This is a genomic window from Ruegeria sp. CDSB013, from assembly GCF_059611165.1.
The window spans coordinates 1-20,883 of record NZ_JBXWPA010000012.1 but is presented as its reverse complement, the minus strand read 5'-3'; the positions used below and the strand labels follow the sequence as shown (position 1 = coordinate 20,883).

The window sequence follows — 20,883 nt, the reverse complement described above, 5'->3', positions numbered from 1 at the left end:
AGGGGTGTGCCAAAGGGCAACTAAGAGAGATCAAGCGCGTGCCGGAATTTTCAACGCCGGTCGAATGAAGTTGGGAAGCAAAGGAACAATCTATGAAGATTGCATACGGAATTCTTGCAGCCTTAGCAGTTGTGTTTTTCATCCTTGGAGGCAGCGATGCCCATGCCAAAGACAACAAGGGTAAAAAGCCGAACAAGGGGGGCAAGAACGGTGATGTCAGCATTCAGATAGAAGACAAACCCGGCAAAGGCCCAAAAGCTGTACCACCTGGACAGATCAAGCGCTACACGCGCGGTGCCAAGCTCCCATCTGACCTGGAGTTCGAGGATATTGGGGACCTTTCCAAATGGAAGCTTGGGGAGCCGGGCAAAGGAAACCGCTACATTCTGGTCGATGACGAAGTCCTCGAAGTTACGAATGACCTGTCTACCGTGGTCGATGCCGTCGGCATCGTCGGTGATCTTCTAAATTAGGCGAAAGTACGATGTTTCAGGGCAAGAACTACCTCGTTTGCCCTGACGCTGGCCGGGGCGATCATTTGTGAACCCCGGCCCAAGTTCAAAACCCGGATCCGAGGCGCTACGATGATAAAGGCCCTTCTTGTTCTTTTTGCGCTTGCTACCTTTTCGTCAGCACGCGCCCTACTCGCTCAGGAAAACGGTGCAACTGAAGTCCCGCAAACAATACGCTTTGAGGGCTATGTATAGCCCAGTCGCGAAGCAGAACTGTCGCCTTTGGTGGACAATGTGGTCAACCGGACTTTGCAAAGTCTGCTTTCTGCGCATTGCAGACCTTCGCGCACGGCATAACACCCAACATTAGAGAGTGCATCATCCCAGAACTTTTAGATCTTTTGGTGCGAGCCGACTTTTCTCCGGCAATGTCCCAAATTTAATTCCTTCGATTTCGAGTTTGTCTCGTATCGCTACAAGTTCACCCAGTTTGTACTCAGATTGCTCAGGAACAACGTATAGTACTTGAGGAACCTTTCTCAAAAGAAGTGCTGCTCTTGCCAGTTGGTCAATCAAGTAGCCAGGATCAATTCTATTCCTCGGGCCTTTGATCTCAATCGCCGCAAAAGGCTCCGAGCCTTTGTATACGATTAAGTCTGTGGCAAGAGGCTCGAACGTTCTGCCTTCTCGAACAGTCAAATTTTCCACATTGAAGATGTCACTAGTGTTCTGTTTGAAAAGCATTTTTGCGTTTACTTCGAAGTCTCGGGCTCTTCGCTGGCCGCCAAAACCACCTCTAGCAATCACGACCGCAGGCTTCTCCGCCAATCGAACTTCATCAAGAATAGACTTAGTTTCCGCCTGAGATAACTCCCCTGAAAGAACGGCATCAGCTATCTCTTTGGATTTCCTAGGGTCATACCGATCTATCCTTGAAAGCAAAATAACTTGCATCATGGCCAGCCAGTCGGGCTTTGATTCAAAAAGATCGGGTCGGTTCTGTTCTAACCATTTCGCCGCGGACATCGGATTGCGAAGGCTTGCAGGCTTTGTGCCTCTAATAGCGGCAACGCTTTGGAGTGCATCGTCCGGAAACGCGTACCCGCAGGCTTGGCTGTCTTGGACAACGCGATTCAGCCACGCTCCGAGGGCAATCCAGTTTTCAGTTTTGGCCAAATCTTGAAATTCGTCTTCAGTCATCATCGGTCGCAATCATTTTATTCGCATCGAGACCATTGCCAATGCGAATGGATGCATGTATAGAGCCCGTATGAGGATAGATCGACACGCACCCCCGACGGCCCGACGCGTTCACAAGCGCGGAATGAAAAAACGCGCTGGCAAAATGTCTGGCGTCAAGTTCCCAGGCGTCATTCAGCTCGAAAGCCAAATGGAAGCAGCACTGGTTCGTTGCATGCAGGTCGACCCTCGTGTGGTCTCGCTTAAGCCACAGCCTTGCACAATCGACATGGGAACCGGAAGAGCATTTGCAAACAAAGAAGCGGCGCTAGAGGCTTATGAAGGGCGTCGGTACAGGCCTAAGCTTTATACACCAGACCTAGAAGTCACACTTGTCGACGGCCGTTTGTTCTACTTGGACGCCAAGCACAGCGCTCACATAGATAAGAAACCTGAGTACCTGGACTATCCTTCACTTCTTGCCGAAGTCGGACTCTCGCTTGTCATTGTAACTGAGTCCTTATTGCAGGGGCCGATTGATCGAAATGCTTGGCTGCTATTGCAAGGACAAGCCGAAGAGACCGCCCCTAAACTTGCAAGCAAAATAGCGTGTCTCAAACAGCAACGTGTGACGTTCAAAGAACTAAGAGAGAACATTGGCATCCCCCAAGCGAAGATTCTTCGCCTTATTCTTGATGGCTATCTGGTGTTCGATTTTTCATGTGAAGCTCTTGGGCCATCCACGAACCTGAATACTGCGAACCGCGACCGAAGACATCTGGAGGTAATCGAATTTTGAAGCAGATTGTCAAAAGGCGGCACCAGAGAACCATCAAATATAGGGGAGAAACCTATGCTGTCGATGGAGCGATAGCTGGGCGGGATGCATATCAGATATCGAACTCCCAAGTTGATCCTTTTGAGATATCTGGACAAGAATATCGAGACCATGTGCACGATGGGCTAGTGAAGGAAGAAGGCTTCGACAAACGTCCTCGTAATGTAACCGCTAAAGATGCACGTGAAGCTCAGCTCAGACTACGCATTGTGGAAAATGCACTAAAGCTTGGGGAGGAAGGCGTTCATTGGGCAAAACGCATACCGATACTTCAACGCGAGTTCGCCGAAGAACCCACCTGCAAAATCAAGGGTAACCGTTTTCCGAGGCAATCGACTGTTCAGAATTGGGTCAAATTGTATCGGCGCGGCGGGCCGGAAGCGCTTTTGCCCAAGCACAGCAATTCAGGAAATCGTATGCCAAGGTTTGACAGCGTTTTCCACGAGATAGTGCTCGATCTATTGGAAATGCAATATACGTCGTCGGACAGACAAAATCTAACAAGTCTGTCTAGCGACGCTTATAATCAATACCAGTTGGTTTGCCATGAGAATGGCATAAAACCTGGGTGCTGCGGACGCAAGGCAGTCGAAGCGATTGTGCACACAATCCCTCATTTTGACGTTCTAAAGTGGCAACTGGGCAGTAACGAGGCGCGCCAACACATGCGAATTGCCCAAAAATACTATGATATAACAGCACCTTACGATCAAATAGAATTGGACTGCACAAAAGCTGACATAATGCTGGTTGATGATAGCGGGGAGGTAATAGGTCGGCCGTGGATTTGTGCAGCGATTGACTGTGCTACTAGTTGGATTGTCGCATTTCAGGTCTTCCTACCAGATCCATCATCAGAACATGTGGCCAAAGCTCTAAAGGAGATGATTAGCTACCCAGAGGAAGACTTTTTCGAACAGCACGAAATTGTAAACAGGAAAAAAATCGCCGCACTGCCGAAAGTGGTTGTAATGGATCAGGGTTCAGAGAACGTGGGCGAACCCATCGATGCTTTTATCGAAGTTGCTGGTGTCCATGGCCATTGGGCGCAACCTCGAAAACCCCAGGAAAAGCCGTTTATCGAAAACTTGTTCGGGGCAGTTCGAAGCAAAGTCAGCCAGCTTCCGGGTGCGACTAAGTCAAAGGCATATCCCGACCGGGATCGAACCAAAAAAGCAATGGATGAAGCCCGTCTGACGCTAAGAGTGTTCAATTCAATAATGCAACGCTGGCGCTACGACGAATATGGAAGAACTCCGAGGAGAAAAGTCCAAGACATCTTTAAACGGGGTGAAACACCTAGCGCCGCTTGGGACAGATTGGCAGATGAACACATAGTGCCAGAACCCCCGTCTTTGGACGAGCATCACGCAGCGCTGATGATCCAATCCGAATCTCGAACTCTGTGGCACTACGGTATCGAATTCGAGAGTATGCAATACAACTCTGAAGACTTGGCAAGGCTGTACCGACGACTAGGCCCGCGCCAGCGTGTTGAAATACGCTATGCTCCACTTGATGCTAGGGAAATTTTGGTCGTGGATCCGCATACAGGCGAGTTGGTGCGCGCGTCCAACAAAGCAAAAGACTTGGCAGCACTTTCTTATCGTGAGCTAAGAGAATGCCGGTCACCCAAGGCGAAACACAACGGACCAATCAAAACGGCTTTGGAGATCCACAAAGATATCCAAGCGCGCAGGACGTATAAGCAGGGCAAAAAAACTAAACTGCAAAGGAACCGCTCTGCGGAAATCGACAAGTTGCGGGCCGCTGATATGCAGAACAGAAGTTTGAAAGAACCACAACTAATTGACCAAATACGGTCAGAGGTTGGTCACAACAAGCTCGCAGTTACGAGATCAAAGAACTTGCCAAGGGTCGAAAGAAAAGATGCTGGACCAAACAACTAGTAGAGCTCTGCAAGGTGCATTCATCCGACATAGCCGCCACGAATGGGCTGTCTCGGAGATAAAACGTCTTTTGAATATTGCAGCAACCGAGGGTGGACGGATCATACCAATCTTGGGGCCGACGAGATGTGGAAAGACAGAACTGACAAAGGACTTGAAGGCACAAGTTGAAAATGACCGCCACGGCCCAAGTGCTATTCTGGTATCTTCAGATGTCATTCTGGGCCGACTTGCGCCACGGCCTTCCGAGCGGGATTATTACGGTTCCTGCTTGCGAAGCATGGGCTTTGACTTCGTAGAACGAGAGCGACCTGCCCAAATTCGAGAACGTCTCTTTCGGCTCGTAGCTGAGCACGGCATTCAAACAATCATTATCGACGAAGTGAACCATTGCGCCGAAACTCTGACTAGGCACTCGCGTCGACAAGCCGCTGATCACTTCAAGACTATTGTTGATGAAACCTCAGTCGCTCTGATTTTAGCTGGGTTGCCAATGTTCGAAGCGGTTATGGACAGCAACGAGCAGTTTGCGGGACGCTGTTTGAACACCATTCGAATGAACCCCTATTGGTGGAGCGTTGAGGCTGATCGTATCGCGTTCTGCGATGCAATCTTTGCTGCCTTCTATTGTCTTGAGGAGTCCGGCATCCTTTTGGAGTTTGACCAAGACGATATGGTACGGCGATTGTACGGTGTTTCCGGCGGACGTGTGCCAGTGGCGTTGGAAGTGCTGCGCGCGCCCCTGGCATTGGGTGCCCAAAATTCACAATACAGCACCAAAACGATTGCCAGGGCAGCGACGGATTCAGGCCTGGAGCGAGATCCGTATCAGTCGTTTTTTCAAGAAGAACCACCATCGGATACTGAGCTGATCAGGTCATACATCAGAGTCATGGCAGATGCTGGTCTCGAAGTAGAGCCTATGACGTCGCATGAGCTTGCGATTATGCGAGGTGTATGAGGTGCCGGGTTTGTTTGCAGTACCACCATTGAAAGGCGAGAGCCTTATCGGATACTTGCGTCGTCTAGCCCATGTAAATGGATACAGAGATGTCTCTGAATTTTTGACACGGTTCCGGCGGAAGTATGGGCGAATTCTAGTCGAGAACATCGAGCACTTTGAGCAAGAGATGGGCTTAGAGAAAGGTTTGTTGGTTACTATCTCCCCTTCTGCCAAACCTGAGTCACCCAGCTTAAACTGGCGTTTCGAGCGGCATCATAGCGATCCGATTTGCCCTTCATGTCTTGCCGATGGCTTACCCTTTCAACAAACTTGGCGTCATTACTTGGTGACAGCCTGTCACCATCACAAAACGCGTCTTCAAGATGTTTGCCCTGTCTGCAAAACCACATTGCGTCCGACGTCCGGCGGCTTTGATAAATGCAGATGTGGCTTTAGCTACTCCAATTTCCCACGGGTGGCAGCAAAGGACCACGAAGTGATCATCTCCGCCTTGATTGCGGGAGATTCAACGGTTGGCAAGCGGTTTCTTGACCTTGCAGGAGGGCGTCAGGTCCCAAAAGACATTGGCGCTTTTATTAATTTCCTAGCGAGTGGTTTCGCTCAGAACCGCACGGGCAAGTCTGGGAAAACACAAACACCCAAAAGCGTTGCAGATTCGTTGGAACTGATTGAGCCGTTGGCAACTGTATTTGACCATTGGCCAAATGGGTTCGAAGAACACGTTCGAGGGTTGATACTGGCAGGAAATTCAGAATCCAACTCTGTGCCGTCCATGCTCGGAAGCTGGTATCAAAGACTTATGAAGTTCGAAGATGATGCGTACCAGCCTTTCAGAGATGCAGTGTCGCGTGCTGCTTCAACCGAGTTCAAGGGAACCTACCTGGGAAAGCTAACGCCGTTGCAAGCTCGGGAATGGGTCTCGGCTAAACAAGCGGCCAAGGAACTGGGAATTTCTGCACAGCGCTTGGTGGCTGAGGTTCAGTCAGGTCAAATTGCCGGAAAGCAAGCCCGTAGCGGGTATGGGCACCGGCATACGATGATTCCACGCTTCGAAATTTCGAACATCTATCTGGATAGGAAGCGGTATTGGGATGGGTTGCAGGCCAGAGACTACCTTGGTGTTACAAGAAAGCAATTTGATCTGCTTCGCGCGTCAGAATTGATCCACGAGGTTGCTGCTGAATACCGTCCTCCACTTGTTGATGGCTGCATTGACGGTGAAAGCCTAAAAGAGCTCACAACAAACATTCGAAACTGCACTAAAGTTCAAGCGGGAGAAACTATTCCGTTCAATCAGCTCAACCTGAGGCGGACAACTGATCGAGCTGCTTTGATGCATGTTCTTCAGAAAATCTCCACAGGCGTTATCAAACCTGTTGTTGCGGAAGAAAACATGCGACTTGGTGAGTTTCATTTTTCAGTTTCCGACATCGACCGCGAACTTGGGACGCAGCGGTTGTCAAAAGACTGGACCGCAAATGATGTCGCAAAGTTGACGGGTTGGAAGGCTCAGGCGGTGACACATTGGTGCAAGCTGGGCCTGCTCGGATCACGCAAAGTTCCGCATGGCCCAAGCGAGTCTTTCTTGGTCAGACCGCAGCAGCTTGCGATCTTTCAAAGCGAGTACTTGCCGGTAGGTACACTGGCTAGGTCAAGAGGAACTACGTCCCGAAAACTCCTGTCTGATTTTGAGAGCAAAGGGATTGAGACCCATGGTGCGCAAATGGAAGGTAAGACGACGCGAGGACACTTGGTAAAACTGAGTGATCTGGCTTCGCTGCTGTCTGAGGCTGCCTAGTGCTCGCCTGCGCCATCCGAAAAGAACACCACTGAAATGCGCTGTCCAATTGCGGGTTCGTGGCCGCGTGAAACCTGATCAGCTTCTTCGATGACCCGGACCATCTTTTCATGGATCTCAACGGACGCCTGATGATCACTTTCGAGCTTTTCCAAGATAACCTGAAGCGCGATGTACCCCTTGGGAAGACCCTCATAGGCGAAGCTGTCACGCACTTCGTGTTTCGCTTGTTCCCAGAAGGGATCAAGCTCACGGCTCCACGCTTCGCACACCATTTCCACGGCCGGTAGTGAAAGATGGCCAAACCATTCTTGATCACTGAGTTCGACACCACCTTTGCGTCCCATGAACTCGGCGCAGGCTTTCATGAGGCTCTCAACGCGCGCCGGGCGCAAGTCCCACTCGGTCAGCTTGCCGATCTGCTCTGAAATCGTCTCTAGCGCTTCAGAGAGATCTTTCAGAGACATGTGGGCGTGCTCCATGCCAAGGCTTCTGGTCCGTTCGTATGCAGTCTCCAGCGATTGGACACAGGCTAGCTGGTCGCGTTCCAATATAAGGCCTGGCGCAGTATCCTTAAGAAGCAGCAGGCGAGGCGGAAAGAAGCTATTGCTCTTGCTAAGCCCTTTGAGATGTAGCGCCGTGAATTTCTCACGGGCCGATAGGAGCGCCAACTCGGCGCCCCAGGTGCCCTGGATTTTGGCCTTGTCGATGAGTTTGTAGCGGTCTTCGGGGATTGTTTGCTTGGTGCGTTCCAGCACGTCGTGAAAGTTATTGTCGCGAAGCCGCCGTGGGGATCGCAGATATTCAACAACACTATCGAGGATCAGTTCTGCGTCTTCGGTGCTTTCTTCTAAGACGGCGTCGATCAGCTCTTCCCCAGCCAAAGTTCTATAGTTCTCTATGCGCTGGGCGATTTTTTCGTCAGATGCAAACTGACCTACTGGCACGTCAATAAGGTGGTAATTGACGACCCCGAACTCACTATCGATCCTGTCGATCCTACCAAGACCTTGGATGAGCTCTTTCAGGTTCGAGGTCAGGCCAAGCAACACCAGCGTGTCTGACGACTGAAGGTTGATACCTTCAGCCATTTTGTAAGTCAGAAAAACCGAGGCAGATCCTTTTGGTTCGTTCTTTCCTCCAGGTCGGAAGTAAGACTCAACGGACTTGCCCTGTGTGATACGCTTGAAGCTGTCGGGGCCACCTCCAAAGATCGCCTTCACGGCGCGATCTTCACCCTTGGTTTGGTTTCCCACGACATAGTTGGTGTGGTGGCCTATGCGCGACAGTGCTTCTGCAAAAATCTCTAGTGTGTCCGTCCGTTCTGCGAGAAAGACGACTCTGTCTTTTTCATTTTGTATTCTCAGGCATGCCTCATACCGCTTCTCATCAAGCTCCTTGAGAACACTGAGACCCAGTTTTTGGTTTAGCGCGTCGCATTTCTTTGTGGGTTCAGGCGCTTCTATTCCCAATGCTTCGAACATGTCGGACTGGTCGCGGTGGGGCACCTTTTTCTTCGATTTCCCACCACGCTCGAAGTCGCGAAGCGATTTGCCAATAGCTCCATGAGACATCTCCCAATGGGCCTGGGCGGCGCTCACGCGCAGAATGTTCAAAAGGTTGCGGATGTAGAGTTGGTCCTGGGTGCTTTGTTGCGTGCTGACATGCCCGAACCGGCTTTTCTCGACAGCGGTCACCCTACCGCCAGGCGCAAGTTCTTTACAGAGTGCCACAATCTCATCCAGGCGTGTTTGCTGAGGCTTTGTCACCTTAAGTTTCTTTGGGCGCCCGTGGTTTTCAAGTTTCGGGTAACTGTGCTTCTTGGGATCTTCGTCCTCGCCAATGCATCGCCTTTGTCTGCGTGTCAAAAACGGAGAAACAAGTTGCGCGAGTTCGGTGCGAGCCTCTCGCGTGAGCGTCGTGTCGGGTTCTGACAAAACGGCCAGTTGTGCATCCTGGTTGAAGATATCTTTGGGAACGTGGGTTTCGCGCTCGAACAACTCACCCATGGCCTGAATGAAGGTTGGGGTCATGAAAATGGACGCCCGCTTCTCCTGCATATGGGTCAACCAGTCGACATCCCGGTTCCCGAGCAGCGTTGCCGACAGACAGACATTCCAGCTTGGTGGGGCAAGTTCGATGGCTGAAGCCATTTGAGATGCTTGTTCAAAGCCTGGTGTAACCGTGTGGCTTTCATCGATTATCAGAATGCCAAATTGATCGAGCCTGAGCCCAGATTTTTCTTCATCGCCAGCGCCGCGGAGGTGTTGTTTGGCAAGTTTGCTATTCGCGACAGGTTGGAGCGAGTTTGTCGAATACTTGCGCCAACTGGGAATAACTTTGGGCGGGGCAATTACAGCCGCATTTTTTCGCGCAACGCCATGGACGGGGGAGCGGGGCACGACTTCTGAGAATGTTTCTGACAATGCTTCGGCCAGGTGACAGCCGATCTCTGTCTTTCCTGAACCGGTTGGCGCTTCTACGAAGGCGATGCCATGGTCATAGACGATGGAACACGCCTCATAGGTCAGCTCCTGTTGATACCCAAACAGCGTATGGCTCGTGATCTCTTTTCGGGCGCCAGTGAGCCAGGGTTCAAACCCCTTTTGCTCCGAAATTGTTCGCGCCATCGCGTCTTCAGCGGTCACCGGTTTGATAAGCTTTTCGAGTATCTCCAGCGCCTCGGTATTCCAATCGACAGACACATCCCAAGCCTGCTCGGCGGCTTCTGTGCGTTCGACCTGAAGTTCATGCGTGCCCGCATCCAGGTCATCGGCATACTCGATGTTTCTGTATAGCCCTGAGTAGGAAAAGTTTGCGGACCCGGCGACGGCACCTTTTGGGGAACTGACGATTTTTGAGTGTAGCCGCCGATCCCCAGATATACCCAACTTGCGTTTGGCGAGCTCCGGATCGAAGACACGCAGATCAATTTTCCCGGTTTTGATGGCGTGTTTTGCCAGCACTGCGATGAGATCGTGATTCTCTTCCACTTGAAGCCCGGAGCGCTCCAGCCAGTAGAGTTTCATTTCTTGGGTGACTGGTTTGGGGTTTGTCAGTCTTTTGGTATTAGCCGTGTCGATCCCGAACGATATCCGGATCCGGATATCGCTGTCGTTTTCCAGATCCCTCAGCTCGGGCAATTCCTTCATCAAAATCGACAGCGAAGACAAGAAGTCCTGATACCCGGTGACAATCAGACAATCCCCGGAGGTGATGTGGGGTCGATAAAGATTGATGACCGGCCGGTCGATATTGGTGCCGACCTTCGCAACCGGTTCGGCATCAAGCTCGCTTGCGGGCTTTTGATTTGCTTCGGTGAGCTGCTTTGGCTTGGAACGCAGCCAATCAGGGAGTGAAAACAATGAACAAGTCTTGGTTTAAGGACACTTAGTCTAATAGTGATACTGCGGGCATCGTCCTTCAAGACGTCACCGGAAGAAACATTCGTTTTCCTGAAACTGTCGGAAATTCGCACCGGTTTTGTGGCAGAAAGCCGGGATTTCGAGATTTAACATAAGTCGCGATTATGCAGCGTTTTCGCTCTCGTCAGCCAACCACCTGCTGCACCCGAACAACGGTCAGTCGTGAAATCTAGATCAGTTGTAGCGTTGAGCCGAGAACACAAAGTGCTTGTCCGTGCCGTAAGGTCAGCGATGCGCAGGAATCCGGACTTTGCAAAATTCAGCGGACGGCCCAATTCGGACGTGGCCCGATGGGCGTCGTTGCTGCGGTGCGGCCCGCCAAGCCAGCCATTCGCCGCGAGCGCAACGCTAGAAACTAATTCGACGCGAGCACATGACCTTGCCGAAACCACCTGCCAAGAGGCCAGAGATTGTTCCATTGTCGATTTCCAGATCGACTTTTATCAGGCTCGGACTCGCCGGGTTCATAAACACCCCTTGTTCGATTTGAAATGATCGTTGAGATGATACGACAAAGTCGTGCAATACACATGCTAAGGGCCCCGCAGCCATCCCCGTCGCGGCTTCTTCCTCAATCGCGTATCGGGGCGCAAACATGCGGGTTGTAGCGTCTCGGTCGGTCGCCGATGGGTCTCTTGTGAAGACGTAGTAGCCGATCAAATCCAGTCGTTCGCTGATTTGCGTGATTTTGGCAAAATCTGGTTTCACATTGGCAAGACCATCGGCATCAGCGAGGCCGATGACAATGAAACTGTTACCGGTATTGACTAAAACCGGTGGTATTTCCTGATCAAGATGATGTCTGTTGATCCCAAGGGAGTTCAGTACATCGTCGATGCTTACACCTTTTTCCACCCAGTCCTCTGGTATCGCGTATTTTGGGGCCAGCTGTTCCATATAGGCGGCACCCTCTTTCATTAGTATGCGCCTTGGCCCATCAACTGTCTCCTTCGAGGTGTTGGGATTGGGAATCCGGCCCAGCGCGTCAAGGTGAGAGAAGGCGGCAATTGTTGCATGACCGCAATGAGCGATGCGCCTGTTCGGTGTGAAGAAATCCAGTTTGAAGCCCTCTGTCTTGGACTGCGACACAAAGGCCGTTTCGGACAATCCAACCCTTGCCGCGACGGTTTGCATATCCTGTTCGCCCAATTCATCAGCATCCAGGACGACGCCTGCGGGATTTCCACCGGCGCCACCGTCGACAAAGCCGTGTACGATTTCAACCGTTACCTGTCTGACAGTATTTGCTTGCGTATTCATTGGTTTTCTCCATGCGTCGGCCGCACCTTTGAGCATGGTGCGGCCAGTTTTACGTCAGTTGCTGGCGGCGGTGATGCGGTTCAGAAAGGCGGTCATTTGCGCCGCAATCTCGGGCCCATATTCTTCCAGCGCGAAGTGACCCGTATCGAGCAGATGAAACTCGAGATCATTCAGATCGCGTTCATAGGGATAGGCGCCTTCGACCGGAAAGATGTGATCATTCTTACCCCACATCAGTAGCGCCGGGGGTTGATGCTTCCGAAACAGCGCTTGCCATTTTGGGTACTCGGCAACATTGGTGCCGTAGTCTAGGAAGAGTTCAAGTTGCACCTCTTGATTACCTTCGCGGTCGAGCAGGTATTGGACATGCCAATAATTGTCGGGACTGATCAGTTCCGGTTTTTTAACGCCGTGGGTGAACTGCCATTTGGTTGCATCCAGAGTGAGGAATCCACGAAGCTGGTCGCCGTTCTCTTGCGATGGCTCGGCCCAATAGGCTTTGATTGGATCCCAGAACTCGCGCAGCCCTTCCTCGTAAGCATTCCCGTTTTGAATGATGAAGCCGGTTACCCGCTCGGGCTGTTCCGCAAACATTCGGAAACCAACCGGGGCACCATAGTCCATCAAATAGACCGAGTACTGTTCGACTCCCTTCCGGTCGAGCAGCGATGTCATCATTTCGGAGATGTTCGCGAAGGAATACTCGAAGCCTTCGGCCTTTGGCATCTCCGACGCTCCAAATCCGGGAAAATCGGGTGCGATCACGTGGTAGTGCTTGGCCAGTTCAGGGATAAGGTTGCGGAACATATGTGATGAGGTCGGAAAGCCGTGAAGCAGCAGGACAGTAGGTCTGTTTGGATCTCCTGCTTCACGATAGGCGATAGCGATGTCGCCGATTTCTTCCGTGCGGAAGCTGACAGCCTGCGTAGCTTCAATTCCAGTCTCTGCGGCGATTGCTGGCGCCGGTGTAAATGGCGCAGCAATGGAAAGTGCGAGAATGCTGGCGCTCAGGACGGATTTCAGATTGCGCGACATGGATGTTTCCTTTCTTCAGGTTACGGCGTGCGTTCTTGAACGCGCGGGGCTTGATATCGGTCAGTTTTGCTGACCCAGTGCCTCTTCGAGCCTTGCGTTTCGAGCTTTCAGTGCTTCCAGCTCAGTGCGAAGCGGGACGAGGTAATCTTCAAATTCTTCAAGGGTCAGGCGTTGGGGGATGTGCTGCGGGCAGTTCCAGTCCATCGCCTCAAGCTTGATCACAATCGCCCGCTCAGGATGAGCGCGATAGCCCGGCTCACTCAGGCGTTGCATCAGCGCCGGATCGGCATTGGCATCAATGAGTTTCGCCCGACCCCAGATCTTGAGGCGTCGCTGATTGGGATAATCCATCAGGATCAGCGAGATTCGGTCATTGCCCAGCAGATTCCCAGTGCTGAGATATTGCCGGTTGCCGAGGAAATCGGCGTAGGCAAGTGTCCGTTCATCCAACACTTTCAGAAAACCCGCTGGTCCACCGCGAAATTGTACATAGGGCCAGCCGGTTTCCGAGACTGTTGCCTGATAGAAGCCGTCTCTTTGCCCGATGAACCTGGCCTCGACCGGGCTGATTGAGTCCTCCTGACGCGTGCCGTCCAGAAACTTCGCGTAGCCGTTAGCTGACCCGTTTTTGGCCTGCGTTTCGCGAACGGAGGGCGTGAAGCTGATCTCTGCAAAGGGTCGTGCCATTGAATTCTCCATCTCGGCCTGGGCGATGCCCTGGGACTGAGGTGAAGTTAATTGGAGCTTTCAAGTTGCGGAATTTGGATACTTGGCAATATATTATTCAAAAATATGGAATAATATCTTGGACAGATTTCACGCGTTAAAAGTCTTTGTGAAGGTCGCCGAACTAAAAGGTTTCGCTGCTGCGGCCCGCGACCTCAACATGTCACCACCGACAGTGACCCGAATGGTTTCTATGCTTGAGGACAGCCTCGGGCTACGTCTTTTTGTACGCACAACGCGCTCAGTGATGCTGACTGATAGCGGGCAAAGGTTTTTTGAGGATGCCAGACGTATTCTGGCTGACCTTGAAGAGGCCGAGCGCGCCGCTGTCGGTTCCTATGCCGAACCGACCGGGGAAATTAGTGTTACTGCATCTGTCCTGTTTGGCCGTATGTTCGTCACTCCAATTTTGGGCGAATTTCTGGATCTGTATCCAAAGCTCTCAGCGCGCACGCTCTATGTGGACCGAGTGGTCAATCTGATTGATGAGGGTCTCGACGTCGGGATCAGAATTGGCAACCTCGCTGATTCCAGTTTGATGGCTGTCAGGTGTGGTACGGTGAGGCAGGTCGCGTTTGCTTCCCGTAAATATCTTGACCAATATGGCGAACCAGATACGCCCGATGATTTATCCTGCCATGCAATCATTAATTCAACTGCCTTGAATGCATCGGCCCAATGGCATTTTCAACGGGGCAGAAAGACTGTCACCAAACGCATGAGCCCACGCATCAGCATGAACACAAATGACGCTGTGATCGAGTTGGCCTTGCAAGGTCATGGTGTCGGGCGGCTTCTGTCCTATCAAGTCGCACCCTACATTGCAGATGGGCGGCTCAAGACTGTTCTAAAGTCGTATGAACCACCCGAAGTCCCCATCCATCTTGTGCATCAAGAGGGACGAACCGTGTCTGCGAAGGTGCGCACCTTTGTTGACTTTGCTGTCGGACGTCTAAAATCAGATCCCCTTCTTGTCGGGAATCAAACACAGGTCCAAAAGCAAGATTAACAAATGGGCGGGCGTCGCGCTATTCAGCCACTGCCGCGACCGAGGCGATCCATGCATTTGGCACAAAGGCATCATCCAACGCGGTTTCCGCCACATGGTTCGTATAGTTCGACAGGGTTTTCAACGCTGTGCCGAGGATGACTTCCAGCATAGATCGGCGTGTGTAACCAGCCGTCAGAAACGCTTCGACCTGTGCGTCGCTGGGCCAGCCTCGGCTTTCGTTGATCACGATGGCGAATTTGCGCAGTGCTTCCAATTTGGGGTCGGCGATAGGGCTGCCATCGCGTAACGCTGCGATCACGTCTTCGGGGACACCGGCCATCTGTGAAAGAGTGGTATGGGCGGCCATGCAGTACTTGCACCCGTTCAACCGGTTGTTAGTCATAAGGATGATCTGGCGCTCAGTCTCTGACAGGCTGGTCTTTCCAAAGATGTTGGAAAGTGTCGTATAGCCTTCCAAAATTGCGGGCGCTTCGGCCATGGCCGCATAAAGGTTGGGCACAAAACCATATCCTTTCAGCGATGCTTCCAGAATTGGTTTCGCGGCATCAGGGGCTGAGGCGATTGTATAGGTCTCAAAATCAGTCATGTCTGGTTTCCTTTGGGAAGAGTTTTCGACGCACGCAAATTGTCATTGCGGACAGGGCGTCTTGGAGAAATGCCGGCCTTTTGGGGAGGGGAGAGGCAGCGGTGGCTCCGACCGGCAAAAGCCACCAAATTCCTCGATCAAAGGCTGCCGACAGGCGTGTGGTGGATGTCTGCCCACTTGGCATGGGCGCCTTGGATCACGGTCTCTTTGTCCCCAAGGTACTTCTTGAAGATTTCCTCATTCACAAAGAGATAGAGCTTGTCGTCCACGATATCGGCATACCGAACATCGCCATCAAGCTTCTTGCCTACATAGACACCAAAGGCGCAGAACCCGCCGAATTGAGGCAGATGTGCCGTCGGATCCGCCTCGAATGTGGCTTTCGCTGCCTGCGACGCAAAATAGTAGTCCACTCCATCATGGGCCGATGTAAAAGTGGCGTTGCCCATTTCGGGTATTTCGGCTTCAAACATCGATACAGGATCGACGCCATGCATGCCGAGGGGCTGCCCAGTCAAGGTAAGACTGTTCGAAACGTTGTATTCATCGTCAGCCAATGCCGCCGCCGCCAGGGCGAGAGTCAACGCTGTTGTAAGCGCTGGAAATGTAAAGATGCGTGTCATGATATGTCCTTTCAGGATGCTAGGATCAAATTTGAAGATCGATTTGGGTCAGGCCGATTGGCCAATGCGCTCAACCGCGTCGTCGGTCCACCAGACGCCGTTGGCGACCATGCGGAAGTTGATGATGGCGGCGAGATACCCGTCACCTTCAGGCACCTTGGCCCCGGCTGTGGCATCGCGAACGACAGCGACCTCGTAGCCCAGCTCCAGCAGCTCGTAGAGATGCGCCTGCGTACACAGGTTCGCCGACATCCCCGCGAGGATCACCTTGTCGATCTTGCGTTTACGCAATTGCAGGTTCAGGTCATTCTGAGCAGGGCTGTAAACCTTGTGTGGCGAGCAAATGATGGTTTCGCCATCCTCGATGTACTTCTTGTATTGCGGCATCCAGTCGGCACCTGAGCCCTCGAAGTTGTCCAAATTGAGCGGTCCCAGGCGGTCAAACATGCCGATGCTGTGCATCGTCGCTTCCAGAGTGCCCTCGAACTCCCATTTGTGGTCATGTGGGTAGTAATAGTGGGGCGAGATGAAGACCGGCATCCCCGCAGCCTTGGCGGCAATGAAAAGCCGTTCGATATTGTCGACCGTGCCCTGTTCGGTCACGCTTTCGCCAACGACGCCCCACGTCACACCGTCCTCTGACAAAAAATCAATCTGGGGGTCGGTCACCACAAGCGCAGTACGCCCCGGCTCGATGGTCATGTCGATTTGGGGAAGGCCTGGATTTTCCGGGTCAGCATAGTAGGCGCGTGCTTCGTCGGTCGCGGCAAGGGCCTGCCCGCCAGCCACTATTGTTGTACCTGCCGCGGCCGCACCGGCGGCTTGTTGCAAGAGTCGCCGGCGCGCCATATCAACGCGTTCGGGCGTGACGTCGCAAGCGCAGCTTGCTCCATGTTTGTGGTCATGATTGCTCATTGCAAATTTCCTTTGTCTGAGAGGGGCAAATGGGTTTGCTTTACTCGGCAGCGCCCCAGGTGGATCTGACAAAGAAGAAGTTATGCACCACATCGATTGAGGTATCGGCCCGCCCTGCCAAGTTTTTGGCCGAACCTGCCATGTGGTCTTGAGGTGTGTGCCTAGTCGGAGGTCGCTTGCTGCCTGAATCGTGCCGGAGCCTGGCCAACCCAGCGCTTGAAGGCGCGGCTGAACGTGCTCTGTTCCGAAAACCCGGTCATAAAGGCGATCTCGGCTATGGAAGCCTTACCGTCACGGAGCAGGTCACGAGCAAGTGCAACTTGTGCCTGACCAAGAACGTCGCGATAGGTCAGCCCTTCTTCGGCCAACCTGCGGTAAAGCGTGCGCTCGCTCATTCCCATCTCTTGTGCGACATGCGCTGCTTGCGGCGCGCCGTTACTCAAGGCCGGTGTAAGCCGGTGGACAATTGCTTGGCTCAGTGAGGTGTCGTCATCGCGAGAGTTGAACTCCTCATCCAGGTGCTTCGTCATGAAATCTGACAAGCCCGGATCGCCAAGACGATTTTCGCTTTCCAGCATAGCAGGGCGCATAGCAATGGCGTTGTGGGCGCTCCCAAATCGAACCGGGCACCCGAAATATTCGGCGTAACGCTCTGGTTCTTGTCTGCATGGATGCTGAAACGTGACATATGCAAGCGACAACCCATCACCCACAAACCGATGCATGTTCCTCGCAAAGGCCGCAAGCGCGCATTCGTTGCGCAGCTCCAAGGCAGCGCGATGTGATGTTTGTCCCTCAAAAATCCAAAGGACCGGATCGCCGGTTTCATCAAGTCTGTAAACTGCGGTGTCCGTTACGAGACGAAAATAACGCTCGATCCGTTGCAAAGATTGCCGCAAGGTCGGAGCTGTCTTTACGGCTAGGCCAAGGACGCCGAGATCATCGGTTGCAATCGCGTTCGCATAGGCCTCAACCAACGCGGCCTCGTCCGCTTGTTGCGCACGAATCCAATCGATCAGATCGAAATACGCATCATCCGCCAATTGGCCGTCTTGAGCTTCTGGTAGACGCAGCACGACAGCGCCATTCGAAATCAGGGCGCCATCGTCGTTTAGCGTCATCCCGGCGGCGTTGGCCATCGCGCGGGCGAATGCGTAAGTTACACTTGCCATACAGTGAGATTAGCACTGGAAAGCTCTTTCACGCCAGATCGTCCAACCCTGTGATAGGTATAATAAATAGAGACAGCCTCGATCTTCGGGCGCTTGAGGATAAATGCGCCAAACTGATAACACTCGTCATCAGGTTTTCTGAACGGTATCGTCCGAAAGCGTGCGGAAGCATGCAGCCATAGAGGTCATGGTAGATGGGCGAAATTTTCATATCTGTGCTGCTGCCGCTCGCAGTTGTTGTCATCATGTTCTGCCTTGGCCTCGGACTCACAGCGGCTGACTTTCAACGTATCGGACGACGTCCACGGGCCTTTTGCGTCGGCGCTCTCAACCAGATCATTTTGCTGCCTTGCATCGCTTTGATGGTGACTTTTATCTTTGGGATTTCCGCTGAGGCAGCCGTTGGCATCATGATTTTAGCGGCCTGTCCGGGCGGGGCGATCAGTAACATCGTGACCAAGCTTTCGAATTGGGATGTCGCTTTGTCCGTTACTCTTACAGCAGTCTTCAGTCTGACTTGTGTCGTTACCGTACCGCTCATCCTGGGGTTTTCGATGCAGATGTTCATGGGGGCAACTGCGCCCGCTATCGACATTTCTTCGACGGCTTTAGCAATGTTTTTTTTAACAGCTTCACCGATCCTAGCCGGGGTGATCGCGCGATCCTTGGCGCCGCGAATTGTAGCTGCGGTCGAACCAATCTTTAGCAAGGTCTCTATGCTACTTTTTGCGATGGTCATCGGAGGCGCTATCATTTCAAACTGGGTGGTGGTCGCGGATAACTACCTTAGGCTTGGACCCGCACTTTTTGTTGTAGGTGCGTCACTCACGTTTATTGGCATCATGAGTTCAGGGATGCTCGGATGCACAGACATCGAGGCGAAGACGATTTCAATTGAGACCGGCGTTCAAAACGGAGCTTTGGGAATCGCAATTGCCACTTTGCTGTTGCCTAACACCAATGGGTTAAGCGAATATGCCATACCATCCGCAATTTATAGCGTGGTCTGGATCGTAACAATGTTGCCTGTCTTCGCCCTGCTTGCGCGAAGAAGCCCAATTTCATGATCCTGACGCCTATTCGCTAGCTTTGGTTATGCGCTGAGCCAAGCCCCTTTGTTTCCATGCCAGAGCGCCGTCTGGTCAAAGAGCGATCAAGGAGCTCCAAAGCCCGTTGTGGAACGGCCGCTTTGGCGATTTTCCCTGTTGAAGGGAAGAGCTGTTGCTGCCAGTGCGGTGGATCCTGCGTCAGCGAAGGTGTAGACGCCAAGGTCAGTTTTGTCCGCAAGTCGGAATTGCAAAGTCTTGGATTAAGTGTCCGGATTGGGCTGGACCTGCCAAACATGCAAGCCGCGGAGAATGGCCGCATCGAGCCCACTTTGGCCGATGCCGCGCGTTGCCCGAATTACAGAAATGCGCAGAACGCGGACTTTGCAAAATTCGAAGAACGATCATTGCGAGTCTTTGCCGAGACCTTTTGGAGCAACCGCTATTGGGAACTAGCTGGATATGCTTTTGATCTAATCTGCTGCTCTGCCGAAATCTCGCGCCTGTTGCAGGTCGCTTTGATTGCAAAGTCAGGCGATGGTCACTGTCCCGAATTGGTTTTCGCGATACTGCAAAGCAGATCAACATGTCGATCCAACCAATCCTCGTCCAGTGCTTCGTGACGTATGAGCTTGCGGAAATAAGGTGCCGCGACTGCTAGTTCTATAAGCTGTTCAACCGGAACATTCGTGGCGATCTCACCGCGGTCTATTGCGGCTGCAAATACTGCTTCAACACTTGCGAACCTGTCTTTCATGAATTCAGTGATCACCAACCGCGCTTCTTCGTCGGTGGACGCAGCAGCGACCACCTGAGGCGCGATTTGGCCCCATGGTGTGTCATTCAAGGCTCCCATCAGTACGCCGAGTAACCAGCGCAGGTCAGATCGCAGCGGGCCATCGGTTTTGGGTGGTATGTTCGGCGGTGTTGCGATGCGCCTGAACGCTGCATCACGCAGACTGCGCGCATCTGGCCAGTGCCTGTAAAGTGTACTGCGCGAAATGCCAGTTGCCTTCGAAACTGCGCCATGAGTTACGTGCAACACGCCCTCATCCCTCAGTATCCTTTGCGCCGCATCAATCGCAGTCTGTCGTGTGGCGATCAGCCTAGGATCTTCTTTCAATCGCCCCTCCTGTAGAACACTTTGTTGCGCTATAGAACATTTTGTTCTATAAGTGTGATCAGCTAAAAACTAAAGCTCAATACTCAATTCCGCAAACAAGTCTTGTCAAAATGGGAGCGTATCAATGTTCAAAGTGGCAGCAACCCCGCTGGCGGTACTCTTATCGATGGGTGCGACAACCGCATTGTCCGAGAGTGGCACCTACGAGCTGGATCCTGGACACAGCCAGGTATTGTTCAGCTACGACCACATCGGGTTCTCAGAAACATTTGGAATGTTCTCAGGTTTTAGCGGCGAGATAGAGTTCAACGAAGATGATCCGTCTGCGTCGTCTGTCACAGTGTCTATGCCTGTAAAATCCATGATCACGGGCTGGGATGCCCGTTTGCAACACTTCATGTCCGATGACTTTTTCAGCGCGAGCGACGGTGACGTGGTCACATTTGCCTCAACCAGCATTGAAGTGACCGGGGACAATTCCGCGGATATTTCTGGCGACTTGACCATGAACGGCGTCACCAAGCCTGTTGTTCTGGAAACAACGCTTAACAAGTCAGCGCCATACCCGTTTGGCCCAAAAGAGGGCACGCCGACCTTGGGGCTGGCTGCCACGGCGACTATCGTGCGGTCTGAATTCGGACTTGGGGCCTTTGCACCTGCGGTGAGCGACGAGATAGAGCTCTTGATCAATATCGAAGCGTTAAAAGCTGAATGATGCGTGCAGGGGCACCGATACCGCGCTGAGCACTTATTCTTAAATTTTGGCGGATGGTCAACGCGATGAATGTGTTCCTGAGAACATTGGCGGTTGCTGTAACG

18 protein-coding genes are annotated in these 20,883 nt (G+C 52.5%); 8 read left to right on the top strand and 10 right to left on the bottom strand.

What is annotated here, in order from left to right; all coding sequences use genetic code 11:
* The first annotated feature begins 92 nt into the window (after positions 1-92).
* A complete protein-coding gene (locus AC2FJF_RS18450) occupies positions 93-473 on the top strand; it encodes a hypothetical protein (protein ID WP_170337130.1) in 381 nt (126 codons plus the stop codon).
* 357 nt (positions 474-830) lie between these two features.
* Here the strand turns inward: AC2FJF_RS18450 and AC2FJF_RS18445 are convergent, their stop codons facing one another.
* Complete coding sequence (locus AC2FJF_RS18445; protein ID WP_170746949.1) at positions 831-1,652, bottom strand: hypothetical protein; 822 nt, start codon at positions 1,650-1,652, stop codon at positions 831-833.
* 124 nt (positions 1,653-1,776) lie between these two features.
* Here AC2FJF_RS18445 and AC2FJF_RS18440 point away from each other — a divergent pair, with 124 nt between their 5' ends.
* Genes AC2FJF_RS18440 through AC2FJF_RS18425 form a run of 4 tightly spaced genes read left to right on the top strand, consistent with a single transcriptional unit; the run spans position 1,777 to position 7,141 of the window.
* Positions 1,777-2,430: a hypothetical protein gene (locus AC2FJF_RS18440; protein WP_496726653.1), complete on the top strand. Its 654-nt coding sequence runs from the start codon at positions 1,777-1,779 to the stop codon at positions 2,428-2,430.
* Positions 2,427-4,379, top strand: coding sequence for a transposase family protein (locus AC2FJF_RS18435; protein WP_496705836.1), 1,953 nt, complete (start codon positions 2,427-2,429; stop codon positions 4,377-4,379). The genes AC2FJF_RS18440 and AC2FJF_RS18435 overlap by 4 nt, the downstream gene beginning before the upstream one ends.
* On the top strand, positions 4,360-5,340 hold the full coding sequence (locus AC2FJF_RS18430; protein WP_496726652.1) for a TniB family NTP-binding protein: 981 nt from the start codon (positions 4,360-4,362) through the stop codon (positions 5,338-5,340). The genes AC2FJF_RS18435 and AC2FJF_RS18430 overlap by 20 nt, the downstream gene beginning before the upstream one ends.
* Positions 5,312-7,141, top strand: coding sequence for a TniQ family protein (locus AC2FJF_RS18425; protein ID WP_496705834.1), 1,830 nt, complete (start codon positions 5,312-5,314; stop codon positions 7,139-7,141). Before AC2FJF_RS18430 ends, AC2FJF_RS18425 begins: the two co-directional genes overlap by 29 nt.
* On the opposite strand, the gene AC2FJF_RS18420 is transcribed toward AC2FJF_RS18425, so the two are convergent.
* From AC2FJF_RS18420 to AC2FJF_RS18405, 4 genes are all read right to left on the bottom strand, one after another.
* The gene (locus tag AC2FJF_RS18420; RefSeq protein ID WP_496726651.1) at positions 7,138-10,506 is read right to left on the bottom strand and encodes a DEAD/DEAH box helicase family protein; all 3,369 of its coding nucleotides are present in this window, start codon (positions 10,504-10,506) and stop codon (positions 7,138-7,140) included. The two genes, AC2FJF_RS18425 and AC2FJF_RS18420, sit on opposite strands and share 4 nt — an antisense overlap.
* Positions 10,507-10,914: 408 nt before the next feature.
* On the bottom strand, positions 10,915-11,862 hold the full coding sequence (locus tag AC2FJF_RS18415; RefSeq protein WP_496699576.1) for a PhzF family phenazine biosynthesis protein: 948 nt from the start codon (positions 11,860-11,862) through the stop codon (positions 10,915-10,917).
* Positions 11,863-11,880: 18 nt separating this feature from the next.
* Entirely contained in the window at positions 11,881-12,861 is a 981-nt protein-coding gene (locus AC2FJF_RS18410) for an alpha/beta fold hydrolase (RefSeq protein ID WP_281995597.1), read from the bottom strand.
* 60 nt (positions 12,862-12,921) lie between these two features.
* A complete protein-coding gene (locus AC2FJF_RS18405; protein WP_281995598.1) occupies positions 12,922-13,548 on the bottom strand; it encodes a pyridoxamine 5'-phosphate oxidase family protein in 627 nt (208 codons plus the stop codon).
* A gap of 82 nt (positions 13,549-13,630) precedes the next feature.
* On the opposite strand from AC2FJF_RS18405, the gene AC2FJF_RS18400 reads away from it, so the two are divergent.
* Positions 13,631-14,596: a LysR family transcriptional regulator gene (locus AC2FJF_RS18400; protein WP_246097326.1), complete on the top strand. Its 966-nt coding sequence runs from the start codon at positions 13,631-13,633 to the stop codon at positions 14,594-14,596.
* A gap of 19 nt (positions 14,597-14,615) precedes the next feature.
* Here AC2FJF_RS18400 and AC2FJF_RS18395 read toward each other — a convergent pair whose 3' ends face one another.
* The 4 genes from AC2FJF_RS18395 to AC2FJF_RS18380 all read right to left on the bottom strand — a co-directional run bounded on the left by AC2FJF_RS18395 (position 14,616) and on the right by AC2FJF_RS18380 (position 17,895).
* Positions 14,616-15,185 (bottom strand): carboxymuconolactone decarboxylase family protein, encoded by a 570-nt coding sequence (locus AC2FJF_RS18395; protein ID WP_496669818.1) that lies wholly within the window; start codon positions 15,183-15,185, stop codon positions 14,616-14,618.
* 137 nt (positions 15,186-15,322) lie between these two features.
* On the bottom strand, positions 15,323-15,808 hold the full coding sequence (locus AC2FJF_RS18390; protein ID WP_496726650.1) for a YHS domain-containing (seleno)protein: 486 nt from the start codon (positions 15,806-15,808) through the stop codon (positions 15,323-15,325).
* 48 nt (positions 15,809-15,856) lie between these two features.
* Positions 15,857-16,723, bottom strand: a complete 867-nt coding sequence (locus AC2FJF_RS18385; protein ID WP_058282012.1) for a cysteine hydrolase family protein — start codon at positions 16,721-16,723, stop codon at positions 15,857-15,859.
* A gap of 161 nt (positions 16,724-16,884) precedes the next feature.
* Positions 16,885-17,895, bottom strand: a complete 1,011-nt coding sequence (locus tag AC2FJF_RS18380) for an AraC family transcriptional regulator (protein WP_170686482.1) — start codon at positions 17,893-17,895, stop codon at positions 16,885-16,887.
* A 194-nt stretch (positions 17,896-18,089) separates the two neighbouring features.
* On the opposite strand from AC2FJF_RS18380, the gene AC2FJF_RS18375 reads away from it, so the two are divergent.
* Positions 18,090-18,962 (top strand): bile acid:sodium symporter family protein, encoded by an 873-nt coding sequence (locus AC2FJF_RS18375; RefSeq protein WP_010443188.1) that lies wholly within the window; start codon positions 18,090-18,092, stop codon positions 18,960-18,962.
* A gap of 520 nt (positions 18,963-19,482) precedes the next feature.
* On the opposite strand, the gene AC2FJF_RS18370 is transcribed toward AC2FJF_RS18375, so the two are convergent.
* Positions 19,483-20,064, bottom strand: coding sequence for a TetR/AcrR family transcriptional regulator (locus tag AC2FJF_RS18370; protein ID WP_496726649.1), 582 nt, complete (start codon positions 20,062-20,064; stop codon positions 19,483-19,485).
* Positions 20,065-20,188: 124 nt separating this feature from the next.
* Between AC2FJF_RS18370 and AC2FJF_RS18365 the strand changes: the two genes are divergently transcribed.
* Positions 20,189-20,779, top strand: a complete 591-nt coding sequence (locus tag AC2FJF_RS18365) for a YceI family protein (RefSeq protein ID WP_496726648.1) — start codon at positions 20,189-20,191, stop codon at positions 20,777-20,779.
* Positions 20,780-20,883: the final 104 nt, after the last annotated feature.